The 14133-nt window shown below is 71.3% G+C and carries 11 protein-coding genes; 7 read left to right on the top strand and 4 right to left on the bottom strand.

All coding sequences use genetic code 11. From position 1 onward, the window contains the following. The first annotated feature begins 467 nt into the window (after window positions 1–467). The 4 genes from ACIQRL_RS18085 (at window position 468) to ACIQRL_RS18070 (ending at window position 6644) form a co-directional block, all read left to right on the top strand. Window positions 468–3827: a S8 family peptidase gene (locus tag ACIQRL_RS18085; RefSeq protein ID WP_401332312.1), complete on the top strand. Its 3360-nt coding sequence runs from the start codon at window positions 468–470 to the stop codon at window positions 3825–3827. Window positions 3828–4479: 652 nt separating this feature from the next. Continuing rightward, the gene (gene dhaK / locus ACIQRL_RS18080) at window positions 4480–5472 is read left to right on the top strand and encodes a dihydroxyacetone kinase subunit DhaK (RefSeq protein WP_401332310.1); all 993 of its coding nucleotides are present in this window, start codon (window positions 4480–4482) and stop codon (window positions 5470–5472) included. A gap of 163 nt (window positions 5473–5635) precedes the next feature. Then, window positions 5636–6235: a dihydroxyacetone kinase subunit DhaL gene (gene dhaL / locus ACIQRL_RS18075; protein WP_401332308.1), complete on the top strand. Its 600-nt coding sequence runs from the start codon at window positions 5636–5638 to the stop codon at window positions 6233–6235. Further along, window positions 6228–6644, top strand: a complete 417-nt coding sequence (locus ACIQRL_RS18070) for a PTS fructose transporter subunit IIA (RefSeq protein ID WP_401332306.1) — start codon at window positions 6228–6230, stop codon at window positions 6642–6644. The genes dhaL and ACIQRL_RS18070 overlap by 8 nt, the downstream gene beginning before the upstream one ends. Before the next feature lie 102 nt (window positions 6645–6746). Here ACIQRL_RS18070 and ACIQRL_RS18065 read toward each other — a convergent pair whose 3' ends face one another. Beyond that, window positions 6747–7412: a TetR family transcriptional regulator gene (locus ACIQRL_RS18065; RefSeq protein ID WP_401332304.1), complete on the bottom strand. Its 666-nt coding sequence runs from the start codon at window positions 7410–7412 to the stop codon at window positions 6747–6749. A 161-nt stretch (window positions 7413–7573) separates the two neighbouring features. Between ACIQRL_RS18065 and ACIQRL_RS18060 the strand changes: the two genes are divergently transcribed. After that, window positions 7574–8338, top strand: coding sequence for an SDR family NAD(P)-dependent oxidoreductase (locus tag ACIQRL_RS18060; RefSeq protein WP_401332302.1), 765 nt, complete (start codon window positions 7574–7576; stop codon window positions 8336–8338). Window positions 8339–8539: 201 nt separating this feature from the next. On the opposite strand, the gene ACIQRL_RS18055 is transcribed toward ACIQRL_RS18060, so the two are convergent. Beyond that, the gene (locus ACIQRL_RS18055) at window positions 8540–9250 is read right to left on the bottom strand and encodes a glycoside hydrolase family 75 protein (protein WP_401332300.1); all 711 of its coding nucleotides are present in this window, start codon (window positions 9248–9250) and stop codon (window positions 8540–8542) included. A 365-nt stretch (window positions 9251–9615) separates the two neighbouring features. Here ACIQRL_RS18055 and ACIQRL_RS18050 point away from each other — a divergent pair, with 365 nt between their 5' ends. Together ACIQRL_RS18050 and ACIQRL_RS18045 are read left to right on the top strand one after the other, a co-directional pair. Next, window positions 9616–10596, top strand: coding sequence for a fibronectin type III domain-containing protein (locus tag ACIQRL_RS18050; protein WP_401332298.1), 981 nt, complete (start codon window positions 9616–9618; stop codon window positions 10594–10596). A gap of 224 nt (window positions 10597–10820) precedes the next feature. Then, a complete protein-coding gene (locus ACIQRL_RS18045; RefSeq protein ID WP_401332296.1) occupies window positions 10821–11375 on the top strand; it encodes a hypothetical protein in 555 nt (184 codons plus the stop codon). Between the two features lie 90 nt (window positions 11376–11465). On the opposite strand, the gene ACIQRL_RS18040 is transcribed toward ACIQRL_RS18045, so the two are convergent. Both ACIQRL_RS18040 and ACIQRL_RS18035 read right to left on the bottom strand, forming a co-directional pair. Beyond that, on the bottom strand, window positions 11466–12011 hold the full coding sequence (locus ACIQRL_RS18040; RefSeq protein WP_401332294.1) for a PadR family transcriptional regulator: 546 nt from the start codon (window positions 12009–12011) through the stop codon (window positions 11466–11468). 98 nt (window positions 12012–12109) lie between these two features. After that, entirely contained in the window at window positions 12110–14125 is a 2016-nt protein-coding gene (locus ACIQRL_RS18035; RefSeq protein ID WP_401332292.1) for an FAD-dependent oxidoreductase, read from the bottom strand. Window positions 14126–14133 lie beyond the last annotated feature (8 nt).

The raw sequence follows: 14133 nt of genomic DNA, 5'->3' as shown, positions 1-14133 counted from the left end.
CAGGTGCCAGGGCGGGCCTCCTCGGACCGCGCGAGGGCTGCGCCCGGTACGGGGGCGAAAACGCCGGCCCGGTGTGGGGCGACAACGCCGGCCCGGTGTGGGGCGAGAACACCGATCCGGTGTGGGGCTAGAACACCGATCCGTTCACGAACGCGGTGGCGGTGCACCTCGGTTGGCCGCACCCCACACTGAGCCGCCCGCCGTAGATCACGACCACGCAAGGGGTGGGGCGCCACATGAACGGGGGCCCGGCACGGCCATCGGTCGTGCCGCCCCGGCTCGCCTCAACGTCAGCGTTTCCAAAGGTGTCTTGAAGTCATGTCCTCGATTCTTCACTCCTGCCACGCCGTTGATCATGCATCCCTCACATCACATACTGCGCTGACCGGCGAGCGACGTTCCGTTCCACGGCCGGAAACGACCACTCGCCTTCATCTCAAGCTCCTGGGGGAGACTTGCGCTCAACAGTGCAGAGAGCACGGGCCTTCACGATCGCGGCGGCCACGTCGGTGGCCCTCGTGGCAGGCATGACCGGCCCCACGACAGCGATCGCCGCGAACACGACGACCACACCGGACAACGCGCGCTTCGACGGCGGCCAACGGATCCAGCTCATCACGGGCGACCGTGTGGTGGTCGGCACCAAGGGCCAGGTGGTGGGCTTCGAGCCCGCCAAGGGCCGTGAGCGCATACCCGTACAGGTGCAGCGCATCAAGGACCACACGCTGGTGGTGCCCAGCGACGCGCAGCGCCTGATCGCCACGGGGAAGCTGGACCAGCGGCTCTTCGACGTCGGTGAGCTCACCGCCCCGCTGCTGCGCAAGAGCCAGCGCGACGGGCTCAAGCTGATCGTGCAGTACGACGGGGGCGCCGGCGCCGCACGGGCCGAGGTGCGTTCGGCCGGTGACACCCAGCTGCGGCGCACGTTGCCCACCATCGACGCCGACGCCATCCGTACGTCGCGGGACGATGTGGCCAAGGTGTGGGAGGCGCTGACCGACGAGCGGAGGAGCGGCGTGCGCGCCACCGCCTCCGGCATCAAAAAGGTCTGGCTGGACGGGGTGCGCAGGGCCAGCCTGGACAGCAGCGTCCAGCAGATCGGCGCGGACAAGGCCTGGGAGGCCGGGTACGACGGCACCGGCGTCAAGATCGCCGTCCTCGACACCGGCGTCGACAGGACCCATGACGACCTGAAGACCCAGGTCATCGCGGAGAAGAACTTCTCCGGCTCGCCCGACACCGTGGACCACGTAGGGCACGGCACGCACGTCGCCTCGATCGCCGCCGGAACCGGTGCCAGGTCGGGCGGTACGTACAAGGGCGTCGCACCGGGTGCCAAGGTGATCAGCGGCAAGGTGCTGAACGACGAGGGATTCGGGGACGACTCCGCCATCATCGCGGGTATGGAGTGGGCCGCCGACGAGGGCGCGGACGTGGTCAACCTCAGCCTGGGCAGCTCGGACTCCCCGGGCGTCGACCCGCTGGAGGAGGAGGTCAACAGGCTGTCCGCCGAGAAGGGGATCCTGTTCGCCGTCGCGGCGGGCAACGACGGCGAGTACGGCGAGTCGACGGTGGGCTCGCCGGGCAGCGCTGACGCCGCGCTGACCGTCGGCGCCGTCGACAAGGACGACAAGCTGGCGTCCTTCTCCAGCATCGGGCCGCGCGTCGGTGACGGCGCCGTGAAGCCGGACGTGACCGCCCCCGGCGTCGCCATCACCGCGGCCGCCGCCTCCGGCAGCCAGTTCGACACCGACCCCGGTATCCCGCACCCGGCCCCCGGCTACCTGCAGCTCGACGGCACCTCCATGGCCACCCCGCACGTCGCGGGCGCGGCGGCGATCCTCAAGCAGCAGCACCCGACCTGGACGGCGGCCGAGCTCAAGGGCGCGCTGATCGCGTCGGCCAAAGGCGGCGACTACACCGTCTTCCAACAGGGCTCGGGCCGTATCCAGGTCGACAAGGCGCTGGCCCAGAGCGTGATCGCCGATCCGGTCTCGCTGAACTTCGGCGTCGCGCAGTGGCCGCACACCGACGACCAGCCCCTCACCAGGAAGATCGGCTACCGCAACCTCGGGAGCAGCGACGTCACCCTCGATCTGTCGGTGTCCGCGCTGGACGCGGCGGGAAAGCCGGCCCCGGCCGGGTTCTTCGCGCTCGGCACCACCCGGGTGACCGTGCCCGCCGGCGGCAGGACCGACGTCGACCTGACCGCCGACACCAGGATCGGTGACGCCGACGGCACCTACTCGGGCTACGTCACCGCCACCGGCGCGGGCCAGTCCGTCCGCACGGCCGTGGCGGCCGCCCGCGAGGTGGAATCGTACGACGTCACGCTCAGGACCATCGGCCGCGACGGCACCGACGCACAGAACTTCTCCAACACCCTGATCGGCGTCGCCGGCCCCGCCAAGGGCTTCCAGGCCCGTATCGGCAACGAGCCGGGCCCGCACACGATCCGCGTGCCCAAGGGCTCGTACATGTTCGACACGGCCGTCTACCAGGATCCGTCGGACTTCACCAAGGGCACCGACTGGATCTCCCAGCCGAAGCTGGACGTCTCCGGCGACACCACGGTCACCGCCGACGCGCGTACCACCGAGCCGGTGGACATCACCGTGCCCGGCCTCGACACGGCGGACCTCGGGGGGACCTACTACGAGCGCGCGACCGAGATCGGCTCCGTCGGCAACGGCTGGGTCCTCCGAGGTTTCACCGGCTTCCGCACCGCGCACATGGGTCCGGCCGTCACGGACGGCTCGCTCCTGCAGACCTGGGACGCGCACTTCCTCAAGGACACCACCACTCAGTACTCGGTGGCCTACGGCGGCAAGACGCGGGAGGTCGCGACCGGTTACACCAAGCATGTGAAGGCGGACGAGCTGGCGACGCTCAAGGTCGGCATCGGTGCCTCCGCCGCCGGGAAGACCGCTCTCGTCTCCCCTTACGCCCATCTGCCGGGTGCGCCGGAGGGCAACGGGTTCACGGCGCCGCAGGCGGCACCCGGCACGCGCACCTTCTACGTCTCCACCGCCGACGGCGTCAAGTGGCTGACCAGGATGAATCAGTTGGGCGAGCCCGACGAGTGGGGCTACCCGGCCCTGGACGGGTCCTACCAGACGTCTGAGCCGAGGCGCTTCGAGGCCGGCAGGACGTACCGCGAGAAGTTCAACACCGGCGTGTTCGGCCCGCTTCTGGGCGAGAACATGGGTGTCTTCCGCACCGCGCCCGACCCGGCGACGGGCGAGCAGCGGATCATCGGCTCCCTGCCGCTGTTCGCGGACGGCAAGGGCCACGTGGGTTCCTCGACGTACACCTCGGCCACGTCGGCGCTGTACCGCGACGGGGTCGAGGTCGGCGACAACGACGACCCGCTGAGCGGCGAGAAGCCTTTCACGGTCGACTCCGCCGACGCCGAATACCGGTTGACGGCCTCCGTCGAACGATCGGCGAAGGTCGCGGCTGCCTCCACCCGCATCGACACCAGCTTCACGTTCCGCTCCAAGGAGGTCGCGGCCACCACGGCGCTGCCGGTGTCCACGGTCCGTTTCGCGGCCCCCGTCGACCTCGCCTCGCGCGCCCCCGCGGGCACGTCGGTCCAGGTCCCGGTGACCGTGCAGGGCTCGGCGGCCGGGAAGAACCTCAAGTCGCTGGTCGTGTCCGTGAGTTACGACGGCGGAACGACCTGGCAGCCCGTGAGGGTCGAGAGCGGCAGCATCTCCGTGAAGAACCCGGCGAAGGGCGAGGGCATCTCGTTCCTCGCCGATGTCACGGACAAGCAGGGCAACGAGTCGACGCTGACGATCCACAACGCGTACTACGGCAAGTGACGTCGCCCCGGTGACGCATTGCGCGTGACGACGTGCTGGAAGGCGTTCAAGAACGCCTTCCAGCGCGTTCGTTCACCCGGCCCCGGTCACGTCCCCGACCATCACGACGGCCGGGTCGGCGCGCGGCCCACCTCCTGCGCGTCCGGAGACGGCGGAGACAGTGTCCGTCGTCGGCGTAGAAGGCTTCGAAGCCCTCTCGCATCACCATCCGATCGATCCGGCGAAGCACGTCTGCCCCGCCGTTGGTCTCGATGAGGGCATGATCGTCCGAGAATTTCCGCCATCCGGCGGTGCCGGGTGGAACCGCCGTGCGCCCGGCCACGAGCACATGTCACCCCTCGTCGCGCCCCACCCCCGGACGTGGACGGCAGAGAGCGGTTCAGGTACGCGCGCACCGCCCCGAGCGTCCACGCACGTGACCTTCGCTACCGCAAGGTCGATACTGGGGAGGACAGCACTCCCGCCGACCCGCATCCAACCGCCCCGCACACCTGGCAGACCGTCACGCACGTCGGCATCGGCTCAGCATGGCTACCGCCGCGGTCCGACGACGAGCACCGTGAAACGCCAAGATCAAGAACGACCCGCACCAGGCTTGACCAGGGAAAACGCAGATCAGAAACCCGACTGTTGATCTCGCCAGGAGGTTCCCATGAAGATGCTCATCAACGTGGCGGAGACGGTGGTGGCGGACGCTCTGCGGGGCATGGCGGCAGCCCATCCGGAGCTGACGGTGGACGTCGAGAACCGCGTGATCGTACGCAGGGACGCCCCGGTCGCGGGAAGGGTGGGCCTCGTCTCCGGCGGCGGCTCCGGGCACGAGCCGCTGCACGGCGGATTCGTCGGCCCCGGAATGCTGTCGGCCGCCTGCCCCGGCGAGGTCTTCACCTCACCGGTGCCGGACCAGATGCTCCGGGCGGCGGCCGCGGTGAACAGCGGCGCGGGCGTCCTGTTCATCGTGAAGAACTACACCGGCGACGTCCTCAACTTCGACATGGCGGCGGAGCTGGCCGAGGACGAGGGCATCCGGATCGCCAAGGTCCTGGTCAACGACGACGTGGCCGTCACCGACAGTCTGTACACGGCCGGGCGGCGCGGAACGGGCGCGACCCTGTTCGTTGAGAAGATCGCGGGCGCCGCCGCCGAGGAGGGCGCACCGCTGGAGGCGGTCGAGGCACTGGCCCGGAAGGTCAACGAGAGCTCCCGAAGTTTCGGCGTCGCGCTCAGCGCCTGTACGACCCCGGCCAAGGGCAGCCCGACGTTCGATCTGCCGCCCGGAGAGCTGGAGCTCGGCGTCGGCATCCACGGCGAGCCGGGCCGGGAGCGGCGCGCGATGATGACCTCGCGCGAGATCGCCGACTTCTCGGTGCACGCCGTCCTGGAGGACCTCGCACCACGCAATCCGGTGCTGGTCCTCGTCAACGGCATGGGCGCCACCCCGCTGCTGGAGCTGTACGGCTACAACGCGGAGGTGCAGCGCGTGCTGACCGAACGGGGTATCCCCGTGGCACGCACCCTGGTCGGCAACTACGTCACCTCCCTGGACATGGCGGGCGCATCGGTGACCCTGTGCGAGGTGGACGAGGACCTGCTGCGCCTGTGGGACGCGCCGGTGAAGACACCGGGACTGCGCTGGGGCGTGTGAAACCGGCCGACGGGCCGCGATACGCGAACCCGGCCGACGGACCGGCGCACGTGATCCCGGCCTGTGAACCGGTGCGGGTGAGCCCGGTCGACGAGAGGCCGGCCGCCGCTCGGCGTCAGCCGGCAGGCGCCAGGTCAACTTTCGTACCACGCAAGGAGATTCCGTGCTCGACGCCGATTTCTTCCGCCGTTGGATGACGGTGACCGCCGCCTCCGTGGACCGCGAGGCGGAACGGCTCACCGAACTGGACTCGCCCATCGGTGACGCCGACCACGGCAGCAATCTGCACCGCGGATTCACCGCCGTGACCGCCACCCTGGAGAAAGAGGCCCCGGACACCCCGGGCGCCGTCCTCATGCTCGCCGGGAGGCAGCTGATCTCGACGGTCGGGGGCGCGTCCGGGCCGCTGTACGGCACCCTGCTGCGCCGGACCGGCAAGGCGCTCGGGGACGCCGCCGAGGTCACCGAGGAACAGTTCACGGACGCGCTGCGCACCGGCGTCGACGCGGTGATGGCGCTGGGCGGAGCCGCGCCCGGCGACAAGACCATGATCGACGCCCTGGTGCCGGCGGTCGACGCGCTGGCCGAGTCGTTCGCCGCGGCGAAGTCCGCCGCCGAGGAGGGCGCCGTCGCGACGACGCCGCTGCAGGCCCGCAAGGGCCGGGCCAGCTATCTGGGCGAGCGCAGCATCGGGCACCAGGACCCCGGCGCCACGTCCTCGGCGCTGCTGATCGCGGCACTCGTGGAGGCGGCCGGTGAGTGACACCGAGGAACGACTCGTCGGCATCGTGCTGGTCTCCCACAGCACCGCCGTCGCCACGTCCGTCGCCGCACTGGCGACGGGCCTGGCGGGTGGCGGCGCGCTCGCTCCCGTCGCCGCGGCGGGCGGCACGCTGGACGGGGGGCTCGGCACCAGCGCCGAGCTGATAGCCGCCGCGGCGGCCTCCGTGGACCGCGGCGCCGGGATCGCCGTACTCACCGACCTGGGCAGTGCCGTGCTCACCGTCAAGGCGTTGCTCGCCGAGGGCGACGAACTCCCGGACAACACGAAACTGGTGGACGCCCCCTTCGTCGAGGGGGCGGTGGCCGCGGTCGTCACGGCCTCGGCGGGCGCCGACCTCGCCGCGGTGGAGGCGGCGGCAGCGGAGGCGTACTCCTACCGGAAGGTGTGAGGACGGAGGAATCCGCGGTCCGGGAGGTGGGACGAGCGGAGGTGCGTGGAGCGGGAAGCGTGAGGACCGAAGCGGGCGGGCGCCGAGGAGCGTGGACCGGGATCAGGAGATCCCTTCCGCCGCGACGATGAGAGCGGAGCGGATGGTCGCCGCCATCTCCGACTGGGCCGTCACGGGATCGGGCTCGTCCTCGTCGGCGCCCCACGCGTAGTGCTCGACCGCCGCGCGCAGAGCCGCGTTGAGCATGGCGGCCCGGATCTCCGAGCGCAGATCGACGGCGCCGAGCCCCGCGCGGTCGGCGAGGGCGCGGGCGAACGCCGGCTCGGCCTCGTCATGGGCCTGGAGCCAGACGGCCCGCAGTCCGGGCTCGGTACGGGTGAGTCTCAGCAGGGTGCGGACCCTCGGCGGCTGCGGCATCGCCATCGGGCCCTCGGCACTCGTGGACGCGCGCTCCAGGGCGTGCTCCAGGGGAGTGTCCAAGGGCCAGGCGCGCAGCGCCGCGGCGATCGCGTCGATCCCGGCCGCGAACATGGGGCTGACGCAGCTCTCCTTGCTCGGGAAGTAACGCCACAGGGTCCGCGTGGACACGCCGACGGCCTGCGCGATCTGATCCCCGGTGGTGGCGGCGACGCCCTGGTCCACGAAGAGTTCCACCGCGGCGCGGGCGATGTCCAGCCGGATCTCGGCCCTGCGCTCGTCGGTCAGCGGTGGCCGCCCGGTACGACCGCGGCCCGGGCCGGGGTGTTCGCCGATCGCGCTGTCCGGCACTGATGGCTCCTTGGTTCCGTCTGCGGATGCTGCACGGGACTGCGGCGATTCTAGCGATCTCCGTCATCACCCCCGAGACTTTCTGTCATTCAGCGACATTAAGTCGTACTGTGGCAGCGCGGCATCTCGGCCGCACCTGTACGCACCTCTGGGAGAACGTCATGACCACCACTGGACTGGACGGCCGCAGCGTCATCGTCACCGGCGCGGGCTCGGGCATCGGCCGTGCCACGGCCCTCGCCTTCGCGGCCCAGGGCGCGCGCGTGGTCGTGGCCGATCTGAACGCCGACGGCGCCGCGGAGGTCGTCAAGGAGATCGAGGCGGTCGGCGGCAGCGCCGTGGCCGTCACGGGCGACCTGAGCGAGCAGGAGGTCGTCGACCGGGTGGCCGCGACCGCGGTGGAGCGGTTCGGCGGAGTCGACGTGCTGGTGAACAACGCCGGGATCATGGACCGTATGTCGGCGGTGGCCGAGGTCAGCGACGCGGAGTGGGAGCGGGTCATCCGGGTCAACCTCACGGCCCCGTTCCTGCTCACCCGGGCGGTGCTGCCGCACATGCTCGCCGCCGGCAAGGGCGCCGTCGTGAACACCGCCTCGGAGGCGGGCCTGCGGGGCAGTGCCGCCGGCGCCGCGTACACCGCCTCGAAGCACGGCATCGTGGGGCTCACCAAGTCCCTCGCCGTGATGTACCGGGACAAGGGCATCCGCACGAACGCCATCGCCCCGGGCGGCACCAGGACCGGCATCACCGTGGACCTCGATGCCGGTGCCCACGGCCCCGCCGTCCTCGGCGCATACATGGGCAACGTGGGCCGGCCCGCCGAGGCCGAGGAGCAGGCCGCCGCGATCGTGTTCCTCGCCTCGGACGCGGCGAGCAACATCAACGGCGTGATCCTGCCCGTCGACAACGGCTGGGCCGCGGTCTGACGTCCGGGCCCGGGACCGGACGGCCGGTCCTGGGCGCCCGGGGTGCGGGGCGGGGTGCTCCGCCGCCCCCGGCCCGGCGTCGGCGGCGGCGCCGAACTCCGGACCTCGACACCGGACTTCGGCGCCGGACCTTGACAGCGGACTTCGGCGCCGGACCTTGACAGCGGACTTCGGCGCCGGGCTTCGGCGCCGGACTGGCGGCTATCCCTCGCCCAGGAGCTTCCGGGCCAGCCGCTCCCCCGCCGCCACGGCGGCGGCGTGGTCCTCGATGGGGGACACCCGGGAGTTCTTGAAAACGACATAGGTGACTCCGGAGGGCGTACCGCCGCCTCGCGGATCGGGACGGATACCGAGCGCGGCGGCCGTCGCGTACGAGGCCTCGCCGATGATGTCCTGAGGCCCGGTGTCACCGACGACGGCGTACTCGACGCGGTCCTGGTAGATCACGGCCGCCACCGAGCCGGGCTCGATGCCGTGGTCCCGGTAGTTCCAGATGTCACTGGTGGCCGGGACGACGATGTAGGGCAGGGTCTCGGCGCTCAGGTAGCGCCCGTCCGACTGCTGGAAGGCCGTGGATTCGGAGAAGAGCGGATCGGTGCGGCTGTTGCACAGGGGGCCCGGTCTGCCGTCGCAGTCGATGTCCATGTCCGCCTTCCAGAAGACGGCGTCCGGGGTACCGCAGACCGGGATGTCGGCACGGGTGCCGTCGTCGCTGCGGTAGCGCCCGTTCGAGACGGCGGCACAGCCACCCAGCCTCGCCAGCAGGTCGACGGCCCGGACGGAGCCCTCCCGCCCGGGCGCGACAGGGCTTCCGGGGCGGCCCGTGGTGGGGGTGGTGGTCAGCATCGCCGGGGCCGACACGAGCAGGGCGGCTGTCGCGGCCGCGGCCAGCGTCAGCGACTGGACACGCACGATGGGAGACCCTCTCCTGGGGGACTTGGACGCTCATTTGCCCAAATCTGGTGGGCGTCCGGCAGTGCGTCCACCGGGAGGGGGCCGGACGGTGCACGGCCGCATCCGCGGGAGCCGCGCGGCCGAGGGCCCGAGCCACAGTCGGCTCCGGCCACTCGACCGCACGGGTCGGCGCGGGATCAGCGACGACAGCGTTCCGCGCCGTGGGCAGGAACTCCCCTTGGATTGGGGCGAGTTCACACCACGTCAGGGATCAGCATACGTACCTCCGGGACGGACCGGCGAACGACGTCCAGCCTCTTGATGTGACCGCGTCACCCGTGTCTTATAGGTACAGACCAATCCCGTCGAGGGAGGGCTGACCCGTGCGACGCGTTCCCCCCACCGTCCTGCGCGCGCTGGTGTGCGGCGCGCTGCTCGCGCTCACGTCCTGCGGATGGGGCGCCTCTCCGTCCGGTCAGGGCGAACGGCTGCCCGCCGCGCCGATGGGCGTGACCGCCGCCGCGGGGAGTTCCACGAGCGTGCACGTCATGTGGAACCTGGCCACCGAGGACCCGAGGATCACCCGCTACGAGGTATATCGCGGCACCACCAAAGTGAAGGAAGTGCCTGGTTCGGAGCACATGGTGGACGTCACCAGACTCGTACCGTCCACGTCGTACGTCTTCAGGGTCCGGGCCCGGAACGCCGCCGGAGTCCCGGGGCCGCCCAGCAAACCGGTGCGCGCCACCACCCCGGCCGCGGTCGCGGCCGACGCCACTCCGCCCAGCCGTCCCGGCAGCCCGCGCGGCAGGGCGGTCGGCAGCCGGGCGGTCCAGTTGTCCTGGGCGAGGTCGTCCGACGCGCGGGGCGTGGTGTCGTACAACATCTACCAGGGCAGTTCGAAAATCCACAGTGTGGGTGGCTCACAGACGGCCACCGTCGTCACGGGGCTGCGGCCGGGCACGGCCTACGCCTTCACCGTGCGGGCCCGCGACGCCGCGGACAACCTCTCGCCGCCGAGCGGGACCGTCCGGATCACCACCGCGCCAGGCGCGGACGACGGCCGGGGCACGGCGCCGACCGGCTTCCGGGCGACGACCCACCGGAGCGACGGGGCGTACTACATCGACCTGGCCTGGACCGCGCCCGAGGTCGACGGGGTGATCACGGAGTACCGGATCCATCTCGACGGGCAGGCCGTGACCTCACTCGTCTGGGGCGGCAGCCCGCCCCGCGGCACCTGTACGTACAGCTTCTACATCGGCCGGGAGGCGGACGTGACACACCGGGTACGGATCCGGGCGAAGCTGCCCGACGGCACCTGGGGCGGTCTCTCCCCGGAGCGCTCTGTGACGACGCGGTAGCGGCGACCCCGCCGGGACAGCGGACCGGCCCCTGCGTCCGACGTGTCGGCTTCCTCGGCTGCGTCGGCAGTCCGCCGGACGATGGAATTCATCACCTGCCCGGTCCCCGTCCGCATGCGGGCCGGGCCCGGGGCGCATTGGCTCGCACTGAGGCAGCACGGGCCCTCCGATCCTCGGCGGCGCATGGGATGTACCGCCAACCGTGCCGCTGGAGGGCAGTTCCTATGCGTACCACTCAGTCTCTTCTCCGCTCCGGCCTGACCGTGGCCGCCACCGCTGCGCTTCCGCTCGCCCTGGCCGCCCCGGCGGCCGTCGCATGGGGTTCCGGGATCTCCGTGAGCACCAGTGGCACCTCGGTCTCGGTCACCACCAGCGCCTGCCCGAGCAACGGAAGCAGCTTCGGCGATGCCTCGCTGCTCTCCAGCGGGCAGTCGAACTTCGCCCAGGGGCGGCAGATGTCGCTCACCGGGACGAGCAACAACCAGTCGGCGGCCTGGACCGGCGTGAGCCCCGGCACCTTCACGGTCATCGTCGTCTGCCAGGACGGCACGACGGCGGGCACCCAGTCGATCATCGTCGCGCCCAGCGCGGCCCCCGCGACCCCCACGATCTCGACGACGGTCTCCCCCTCGCCCTCCCGCGGTGTCATGGGCGGCCTCGGCGGGGCCGTGAAGGACTACGGCACGGCCACGGTCGTGGGCGGCGCGGCCCTGGTCGTGACCGGCACGGTGGCGGCGGCCTGGTTCCTGCGCCGCCGGTCCAAGCCCCACCGGCTCTGATCCGGAGTCTGTGGCCACGAGCGGCCGTCTCGTCGACCCCGGTCGAGGGCGGCCGCCCAGGGCCGTCCGGCCGATCGTGGCGCGGAGGTCCTAGTCGCGCCCCGGCATGCCGTCGAACTCCGTCAGGGCGTGGGTCAGCCACTGGGTCCAGAAGGTCTCCAGGTCGATGCCGGCCCGCAGGACGAGGTGGCGCAGACGGTCCTCAGGGGTGCTCTTCTCCGGGGGGAAGTCCCGGTCCTGGATCTCCTCGTACTCGGCCAACTGACGCCGGTGCAGAGCGAGATGGCGGCGCAGGTCGGCCTCGACGCCCTCGGTGCCGACGACGGCCGCGGCGCGCAGACGCAACAGCATGGTGTCGCGCAACGGCTTCGGGTCCTGCGAGGTGGCGGTCCAGCGGGCGAGTTCGGCGCGGCCTGCGGGCAGGACTTCGTAGCTCTTCTTCTGTCCCCGGGCGTGCTGCTCCGGGGGCAGGGCCCGGATGTACCCCTCGGCCTCCAGTTTTCCCAGCTCGCGATAGATCTGCTGATGCGTCGCCGACCAGAAGTAGCCGATCGACTTGTCGAACCGCCGGGTCAGTTCGAGGCCGGACGAGGGCTTCTCGAGCAGGGCGGTGAGGATCGCGTGCGGGAGTGACATGGGGTCATCCTAGGGAGGGCCGCTGGCGCCGCCCGGTGTCCGGCCGAGCTCGGCCGGACACCGCGACAGCCCTCACGCGGTTCGCTTCTTACGGTGTCCTAGAGCGCCGCCGCCAGTTCGGTGCCCTGCTTGATGGCGCGCTTCGCGTCCAGCTCGGCGGCCACGTCGGCGCCGCCGATGAGGTGGACCCCGCGGCCGGTGGCGCGCAGCGCGTCGTACAGGTCGCGGCGCGGCTCCTGGCCGGTGCACAGCACGATCGTGTCGACCTCCAGGAGCTGGCTGTGCCCGTCGACGGTGACGTGCAGTCCGGCGTCGTCGATCCGGTCGTACTGGACGCCCGGAACCATGGTGACGCCGCGGTGCTTGAGCTCGGTGCGGTGGATCCAGCCGGTGGTCTTGCCGAGTCCGGCTCCGACCTTGGACGCCTTGCGCTGGAGAAGGTGCACGGTGCGCGGCGGGGCGGGCCGTTCCGGAGCGGTGAGACCGCCGGGCGCCCGGTAGTCCATGTCGACGCCCCAGTTGCGGAAGTACGTCTCCGGGTCCTCGCTCGCCTTGTCGCCGCCGTCGGTGATGAACTCGGCGACGTCGAAGCCGATGCCGCCGGCGCCGAGGATCGCGACGCGGTCTCCGACGGGGGCACCGTCGCGCAGCACGTCGAGGTAGCCGACGACACTCGGGTGGTCGACGCCGGGGATCTCCGGGGTGCGCGGGCTGACGCCGGTGGCGACGACGACCTCGTCGAAGGCCTCCAGCGTCTCCACGGTGGCCCGGGTGTTCAACCGGACGTCCACGCCGTGCAGTTCGAGCTGCGTGCGGAAGTAGCGGATCGTCTCGTCGAATTCCTGCTTGCCGGGGACCTTGCGGGCCACGTTGAGCTGGCCGCCGATGTCGCCCGCGGCGTCGAACAGGGTGACGTCGTGGCCGCGTTCGGCGGCGCTGACGGCGCAGGCGAGTCCGGCGGGCCCGGCACCCACGACGGCCACGGACTTGCGCAGCCGGGTCGGCGCGAGGACCAGCTCCGTCTCGTGGCAGGCGCGCGGGTTGACCAGACAGGAGGTGATCTTGCCACTGAAGGTGTGGTCGAGGCAGGCCTGGTTGCACCCGATACAGGTGTTGATGGCCTCCGGGCGTCCGGCCTCGGCCTTGGCGACGAAGTCGGGGTCGGCGAGCATCGGCCGGGCCAGCGAGACCATGTCCGCGTGGCCGTCGGCGAGCAACTGCTCGGCGATCTCCGGGGTGTTGATGCGGTTGGTGGTGACCAACGGGATCGAGACCGAGCCCATGACCTTCTTGGTCACCCAGGCGTACGCGCCGCGCGGCACCGAGGTCGCGATCGTGGGGATGCGCGCCTCGTGCCAGCCTATGCCGGTGTTGATGATCGTCGCTCCGGCGGCCTCGACGGCCCGCGCGAGCGTGATCACCTCGTCGAGCGACGAGCCGCCGGGCACCAGGTCGAGCATCGACAGGCGGTAGATGATGATGAAGTCGTCGCCGACGGCCTCACGCACGCGGCGGACGATCTCGACGGGGAAACGCATCCGGTTCTCGTACGAGCCGCCCCAGCGGTCGTCGCGCCGGTTGGTCTGCAGGGCGATGAACTCGTTGATGAGGTAGCCCTCGGAGCCCATGATCTCGACACCGTCGTAGCCCGCCTGCCGGGCGAGCCGGGCGGCGCGCGCGTAGTCGTCGATCGTCTGCTCGATCTCGGCGTCGCTGAGCGCGTGCGGCGGGAAGGGGCTGATCGGGGCCTGCAGGGCGCTGGGGGCGACCAGGTCCTGGTGGTAGGCGTACCGGCCGAAGTGCAGGATCTGCATCGCGATCCTGCCGCCCTCGCGGTGCACCGCGGCGGTGATCCCGGCATGCTGCTCGGCCTCGGCCTCGGTGGTCAGCTTCGCGCCGCCCTCGTACGGCCGTCCGGCGTCGTTGGGCGCGATGCCGCCGGTGACGATCAGGCCGACGCCGCCTCGCGCGCGGGCGGCGTAGAACTCCGCCATGCGCTCGAAGCCGCGTTCGGCCTCCTCCAGGCCCACGTGCATGGAGCCCATGAGCACGCGGTTGGGCAGGGTTGTGAAGCCCAGGTCGAGCGGGTTCAGCAGATGCGGGTAACGGCTCATCGGGCCCT

Origin of the sequence: Streptomyces sp. NPDC091209, from assembly GCF_044757755.1 — a bacterium.
GTDB lineage: Bacteria > Actinomycetota > Actinomycetes > Streptomycetales > Streptomycetaceae > Streptomyces.
The sequence above is the reverse complement of the archived record's forward strand: the minus strand, read 5'-3'. Positions and strand labels throughout refer to the sequence as shown.

Coding starts and splice junctions, on each gene's coding strand:
- dhaK (WP_401332310.1), top strand. CDS start 4,480: ATGAAGATGCTCATCAACGTGGCGGAGACGGTGGTGGCGGACGCTCTG.
- ACIQRL_RS18060 (WP_401332302.1), top strand. CDS start 7,574: ATGACCACCACTGGACTGGACGGCCGCAGCGTCATCGTCACCGGCGCG.
- ACIQRL_RS18045 (WP_401332296.1), top strand. CDS start 10,821: ATGCGTACCACTCAGTCTCTTCTCCGCTCCGGCCTGACCGTGGCCGCC.
- ACIQRL_RS18040 (WP_401332294.1), bottom strand. CDS start 12,011: ATGTCACTCCCGCACGCGATCCTCACCGCCCTGCTCGAGAAGCCCTCG.
- ACIQRL_RS18035 (WP_401332292.1), bottom strand. CDS start 14,125: ATGAGCCGTTACCCGCATCTGCTGAACCCGCTCGACCTGGGCTTCACA.